At 35.0% G+C, this 7,030-nt stretch carries 1 protein-coding gene and 7 pseudogenes; 4 read left to right on the top strand and 4 right to left on the bottom strand.

The features are described 5' to 3' along the window. Positions 1 to 163: 163 nt before the first annotated feature. From HET73_RS05125 to HET73_RS05110, 4 pseudogenes are all read left to right on the top strand, one after another. Positions 164 to 742 (top strand): annotated as a pseudogene (locus tag HET73_RS05125) (uroporphyrinogen-III synthase); the annotation flags it as partial. Further along, positions 741 to 1,067 (top strand): annotated as a pseudogene (locus HET73_RS05120) (exonuclease/endonuclease/phosphatase family protein); the annotation flags it as partial. The pseudogenes HET73_RS05125 and HET73_RS05120, both read left to right, overlap by 2 nt. A gap of 847 nt (positions 1,068 to 1,914) precedes the next feature. Then, a pseudogene (gene mtaB, locus HET73_RS05115) lies at positions 1,915 to 3,151 on the top strand (tRNA (N(6)-L-threonylcarbamoyladenosine(37)-C(2))-methylthiotransferase MtaB). Positions 3,152 to 3,336: 185 nt separating this feature from the next. Next, positions 3,337 to 3,970 (top strand): annotated as a pseudogene (locus HET73_RS05110) (P44/Msp2 family outer membrane protein); the annotation flags it as partial. Here HET73_RS05110 and HET73_RS05105 read toward each other — a convergent pair. From HET73_RS05105 to HET73_RS05090, 4 genes and pseudogenes are all read right to left on the bottom strand, one after another. After that, positions 3,956 to 5,303: pseudogene (locus HET73_RS05105) on the bottom strand (type II secretion system protein GspD); the annotation flags it as partial. The pseudogenes HET73_RS05110 and HET73_RS05105 sit on opposite strands and share 15 nt — an antisense overlap. A gap of 308 nt (positions 5,304 to 5,611) precedes the next feature. Next, positions 5,612 to 6,266, bottom strand: a pseudogene (locus HET73_RS05100) (transketolase C-terminal domain-containing protein); the annotation flags it as partial. Between the two features lie 178 nt (positions 6,267 to 6,444). Next, a pseudogene (locus HET73_RS05095) lies at positions 6,445 to 6,688 on the bottom strand (alpha-ketoacid dehydrogenase subunit beta); the annotation flags it as partial. 117 nt (positions 6,689 to 6,805) lie between these two features. Then, the coding region (locus HET73_RS05090) for a hypothetical protein (protein WP_410543557.1) at positions 6,806 to 7,030 on the bottom strand (225 nt) is incomplete at its 5' end.

Here is a 7,030-nt window from a genome sequence, read left to right as displayed (position 1 = left end):
AGGTAACTTCGGGTGAAAAAGAACTAACATTCATTCTCAAAACTGGAGATACTTCACAAAAAGTAATGAAAACTAGAGAACTTTAAACTAGTAGAAGTACTAAGTACTCCTACTATGCTATAGCTCAAAAATTTTTGTTCACTAATTTATTTATAAAGGTATTATTTTTACCTATAGCAAAGCAGATCAAAATGAAGTCTTATTAACGAGGCCTTTATCAGATTCACTAAATACAAGAAATACGCTGAAAAAGTGTGGGTACAAAGTATATATAGAACCGGTATTTACGATAAAATATTTACATCCTGATATATCTGCGTGTGAATTTGATGTTATAATATCCACAAGCAAGAAAAGTGTAAAAGCATTTAGTCAAATGTGCAAAGTAGATGATCTTCCAATTATTACAGTTGGTAATTCAAATATGCAAACTGCAAAGGACGCGGGATTTTCTGATATCGTATCAGCAGACAGTAATGTTGATGGGCTGATATCGTTTATAAAAAATCACTATTCAATAAAAATAAAGTTTTTGTATTTAAGGGCGCAAGAAGTATCGTGTGATTTAAAGAAGAAATTATCTGAAGAGGGTTTTGATGTAATAGAAGTTACATTCTATAAGACAATTACCAAAAGGAATTTAACTAACAGGTGCAAAAATTTGTTGTTGGGTGGTAAAATCGATGGTGTTGCTTTCTTTTCTTCACAGACAGCAAGGATATTCTGCTCATTAGTTCTAAAATGTTGCACTGAATGACATTGACGCTTTTGACCCAGTTTTGTTGAATGGTCAAGTGTGCTTCTATATAAAAGAGCGTGAGAAGTTAAGAGCAATCCTAAATCTCGGGTTTAAGGACGCGTTTAGGATATCCCACCTGAATTTACAGCAGTTTACTTGGTGGCATTATCAGGGTAATTCACTCAGAAATAACCAAGGAATGCGAATAGATTATATGCTATTATCGCCACAGGCTATTGATAAGTTAGAAAGGTGCTACATGGATGACAGGCTACGCAAGCTGGAAAATCCATCTGATCATACGCCTGTTGTATTTGTTATGGAATAGTGTTTTAAAAATAGCATAATGGTTGCATAGTCAGATTCACTGCCTGACACCAGCGCCATAAAAACTTTTGTTGGAAAAACTCCTTGACAACCCCCGCCAATCCCCCTACAATAATAATGAAGCTAATTATTTATCTTCTCTGTACAGATTAAACGACAACAAAACTTATGTATCTGGCGTCTCATGTTTAATTTTTTGCATTATGTGCACCTCATGTCTTTTACATTGTTGTCTACATTATCGACTAGTGCTGTAAATTGCGCCTATTTGGGCGCTTAAAAAGATTAAAAAACGCCAACTGATAAATATGATAGTGAATAACTAGCTGCCCTAGGTTTCTTTTGTCTTTTTTTCTGTTTAGTAAAATTCTTAACGTTTATAATTGAGACTTCAAAGGCAACTGAGTCGCAGTTATTTGACGTTTAGTATAAGAGAACGCCATGTTTGAAAGTTAAATACAAATAACTAGCCACCCACGGGGATTCTTTTGCCTTTTTTCTCCACTTAGTTCTTAATGTTTATTGCTAAGGCAATTCAAAAGACCAGCCTAGCATTTATTATGCAGCTAAAATTAAGTTTTATGGATCCTAGTACTGAGATGACAACAAAGGGGCTACTTGGATGACAAGAATGGAAGGGCTGGGATGACAAGATAAAGAGCACCGGTATGACAGGAGGAGGGGCACTGGGATAACAGGAGAAGGATGAATGGAATGAGATCCCAGTACTTGGATGACACTAAAGGGACTGCATCCATCTATTAGCACAATGGTTATGCAATAGGCTTCATGACTTTACTTGAATGTTTGATATTATAATTAAATTATAAAATTGATTGAAGTCTAGCATGAATGAAGTAGTAACATTTGGCTGTCGTTTAAATTTGTATGAAAGTGAGTTAATTAAAGAAGCACTAAGAAAATCAGAGAGAGAAAATGTTGTTGTAGTACATAGCTGTGCAGTAACAAATAAAGCTGAACGCCAGGTGAAACAAAGAATACGTAAGATTCATAAAAATGATCCAAGTAAAGAAATTATTGTAGTTGGCTGTACTGTTCAATTAGATCCTAAATCGCACAGTAACATTCCTGGTGTAAGTAAAATGCTGGGCAATCAAGATAAGCTAAAGACTGAAAATTATTTGCTAAATAGTAATACAATATTAGTCAGTGATAATCAAGCTAGCAAATCAGAACCTATTTTAATTAATAAGCTTGAAGATAAATCAAGAGCATTTATTGAAGTTCAAAATGGCTGTAATCATAGCTGTACATTTTCTCAATCACTGAAGCAAGAGGAAACAACCGATCCGCACCAATAAACAATATTATAGAGCAAATCAAGATTTTCGTTGCAAATGGTTACCAAGAAGTAGTGTTTACAGGTGTTGATATTACTGATTTTGATACAGATTTATTTGGCAAAACTTCACTTGGTCCACTGATTAGAAGAGTTTTAAAGGATGTACCGGAATTGAAGAGACTTAAGCTTTCTTCCGTTGATGTTGCTGAAATCGACGATGAATTAACGAATTTAATAGTTAACGAATCAAGATTTATGCCACATTTGCACTTAAGTTTACAATCTGGTAATAATTTAATCCTTAAATGGATGAAGCGTCGTCACAACAGGGAACAAGTGATAGAATTTTGTCATAAAGTAAAGAGCTTGAGGCCAGTGATATAGCATTTGGTGCTGATATTATTGCTGGGTTTCCAACAGAAACCGACGAAATGTTTCAAGATACGGTTGATTTACTAAAAGAAGCAAACATAGTTTATCTACATGCTTTTCCATATTCAAAGCGAAAGAACACGCCTGCTGCACGAATACCACAAGTGCCAGAGAATGTGCGTAAAGAAAGGGTAAAAAACTTGAGGGAAATAAGTAAAGAAATGATTAATAACTTTTATCAATCTTTGATCGGCACTAAACAAAACGTTTTAGTTGAGCAGAATAATATTGGCAGGGCAGAAAATTTTGCACTAATAAAGCTTTCATCAGAGGCTCAGGCTAAAGGCATTGTAAAAGCTAACGTTATAGGAATGGAAAATGGTTATTTAATTGGTTTCTTAATTTCTTGATGTGAGAAAAAAATTGTCTATGTTGAAAATATCTACTGTTTTTGATGTATTGCTAATATTATGTATTAGCTTCTTTTCCGCTCAGGCTAATGCAGGCGATGTTGAAGATCTAACGCTTGAAGACAAATTTTGCATGCCATAAATCAAGAAAATATGATGAAAAAGAAGTTATATCAGTTGAAGATAAAATACTTAATTTCTATGTTAGCGCTAACGGTGGCAAGACATATTACAATAACTCAGAGACATTTATAAATGGCATAAAAGCAATCGGAGAAAGAGTTCTCACTTTAGTTGAGAGCCGTTATGGTGCAATAGCAAAAAATATGGTGGCGGATGAAATTAAGAGTATACATCAATTTGATGGTAAAATTGATTTCCAGTGACTCAGCAGCATATCTTTAGGTTACTATGCTAGAGAAAATGGTCGAATTGATTCTGAAACTATGTATTCTTGGGCCGATATTAAAAGTGATAACCCTCTACCAGTATTTGATAAATCAGTCAGTATATATATTCGTATTTTTGTTAAACTTCTATTATAATCCTAGTAATTAGGATACACAATTTGCTCCATATATCGGTCTTGGTATAGGACCGACAGTTTTTGGATTAAAAAAGGTTAATGGGTCACCTAAAAATTCAATGCCATTGAATGTTCCTTGGTTTGCCTATCAAGTAAAACTTGGTGTTAATTATTCAATAATTCCGGAAGTTAGAGCTTCCCTTGGTTATCGTTACTTCAGCATTCCAATACCCTTTGCAGATGACATATCAACTCATAATATTGAAATCGGTTTATGTTCAGTTTTTAGCTAATATATATAAATTCTCGTCCTTTTTATCTAACAAACCAAGCTTTGGTACAATTGTTGCTTTTAAAAAATGACGGTTTCTACCGTTCTCATATTATCCGCTAGCCTTTAGACTTCTGATGCAATAAGCTTTGCTTATCTTCTCTATGCTCTATAAGTCCGCCAATTACCATAACTTCACCATTCTTGATTTTTAACATAGAGTTCATTTCCCTAATTTCAATAATTGGAATGTTACTATTCAGTTTTGTTTTACTCTGCTGCGCGATGTACTCTATATTTGGATCTTTGGCATAGCCGTTAATTCTTGATAAAATTGGGTGTATATCCATAAATATCTAACTAGTATCAATATTAATGCTGGGATGGATTATTAACACAACCCCTTTTGGAACACTATTCATTTTGGTAACTAAGGTATGATTGGAGTTTTTTTGTATATCAGAGGCAAAATCAACGTGATTTTTAGTGAAAGAAATCGTCGCTTGCTGATTATTTATGGCATGTACTCTAGGGCTTGAAATCACAGTTGAAGTGCCAAATTTTTTTATTGTCTAAACTTTTCTACTAAATTCCCTAGATCACCCACGCCAAAGTTCATTGCTATATTAATAATGGAATTATCTTGATTCATTGCAGATTTGATTTCATCGCGCAAGTCATTTAAGTTGATACCAGAAAGGTATTTGTCGCCTAATACAACTTCAATTATCTTTGCTTCTATCATTACTTGAGAAGACGCTAACTGCTTAACCTTATTAATATATTCTTCGACAGCTCTATGGATATTTTTTCTAGCATTTAAAATAATAACACCAGATTCTCTATTAGACGAAAGAAATTCTCCATCATCTACACCATTGACATCCATTATTGCATTCCCTTTTCAAACCCTTTTCCAATGAATTCCACAAATCACTGGTATATTGAGATTTCATAACGCTATTGTAATCCTTATCAGCATTAGTACTAGTAATGTTGTTATTAACAACAAAGCTACTTTGAGCAGAGTGTTGAATATTGATGAAATCTACGTAATAGTTTTGTGCATATGGTAAATCCTGCTCAATTCCAATCACACCATTACTTGAGCAACGCAGTTTGGCGCTATCAGCTATGCTCTGAATTACTTCATTTATATTTTTATCTTTCAACTTTAAAATGATATTACCTTATATTTTTGGATCTATATTCAAGTTAATGCCAGAAAGTTTTCTTATCTCAATTCGATAATCCTTTACTGGCACTTCTTCACTAATATTAATCGAAATAAGCTGACTACTGGCTGTAAGATCAGGAAACTTTATGGGCAAAGGCACAATTTCTGGTACTGCTGGTTTGTCGCTTCCCGAAAGAGACATTCTGTCCTTACATAGCTTTAGGTGCTCACTTATATCATGATGATCTTTGTCGTCTACTTTGATAAGGCCTTTATTATATCCCTGAATAGGTAGGCATGTGCAAGAAATGATAAAAAGGAGCATTAAGCATCTAAAAATAGCCATTAGAAAAATGGATACATAACCATTCTAATATTTTCTATAAAAATATTAAAAATGTATTGAGTTTTGCTTTCATCTGGAAAGATCTTCTTTCTAAGACAACATTATATCCCTGACTATGAGATAATATTATCGAAAGCGGGTTATACAGGAGATCTATTTTTTCTAAAGCAAACCAGGTGCACAGCTTCAACTATGTCTTCCACTTGCAGTAATGCTTTTTTATCCAAGTTTTCCGCATAGGGTAAAGGAACATCCTTACCTGTTACGCGTACAACTGGAGCATAAAAATAGTCAAATCCCTGCTCCATAACCGCAGCCGAAAGCTCTGCGCCGATTCCTGCAAATGGCCAACACACTTCCACGCTGACCAATCTATTAGTATTCATTTGATAGAGTTAATAACAGTTTCAGTGTCAAGTGGCCTTAAGGTTCTCAGGTCAATAACTTCAACTTCTATATCTTTACTAGAGAGTAAATCTGCTGCATTTAAAGCATCCATTAATTTTAGTGAGAAAGCAGCGATAGTTACATCCTTTCCTTCTCGTATAACAGCAGCCTTGCCTATCTATCGGAAGCAAAATAAGAGGCTATTACTTTTAATCCTGGTACATGCGAATACCAAGATACAAAGCATTGAGAGTGTTGTGCAGCAACTCTTGCTGCAGCGCCATTTGGTCCACGAAATAATATAGGGCATCCAAGTTGTCCACCTGACATATAATTTGTTTTTGCTGCAGAATTCACAATTTGATCGATAGCCTGCATAGAAAAATTAAAAGTCCTCTCCTCAAGAAGCTTTCCTTAGCGATTTGTCATGAATCCTTTGGAGAGCGTGTTACGGCTTTAAACCGGTTGGCGTCAGGAAGGGCGTAAAATATCCGGCTGTAAAATATCCGCCAAAACTACATGGTATGGAGGAGGAAGTTATCGCCAACCCCACCTAGCGTGGGACAAGGTGAAGACAAAGAAGAAAAAGAAACTCAAAAATTGGCCTGAGCCCAGTAAATGCTGCTCCAACAGCAAGGCCAGCAAATCCATGTTCGGTAATAGGTGTATCAACACCCTATTTTCTCCAAACTCTTTCAGCAATCCTTTCGTTTCTTCGAAGTCCCGTCATATTCTGCGACTTCTTCCCCCATGATAAACACATCAGAGTCATTTTGCATTTCTTCTCTGATTGCTGTGCATAAAGCTTCTCTTACACTCAAGGTTGCCATTTATAAATTTTTATAGACGTTAAATAAGGCAACTATATCAAAGTTACCAGGGGCTAGTAAAGCAGTATGTTCCATAGAGCAAAATTTTGCTCTATGGAACATACATCACCTTGTTCTTTAACTATTTTTTGTTCTTTCATTGGCAACTTTTTCAGTATGGCTCGATTTAGATTTATCTAACATATCATTATATGTTGCATTACAGTTACGTAATGCTCCAAAATATCTTTGCGGCATTGTAAAACCGTCTGCTCCTTTTGTCTCCATTCTTTGTGCAAATTGCTTTGTAGTCTCTGAATGTACTGTGTTCTCGAGTATATTTTTTCTCTTGTGTGAGACACT

The organism is Wolbachia endosymbiont of Atemnus politus (genome assembly GCF_013309895.1).
This window is presented reverse-complemented; position numbering and strand designations above follow the sequence as displayed.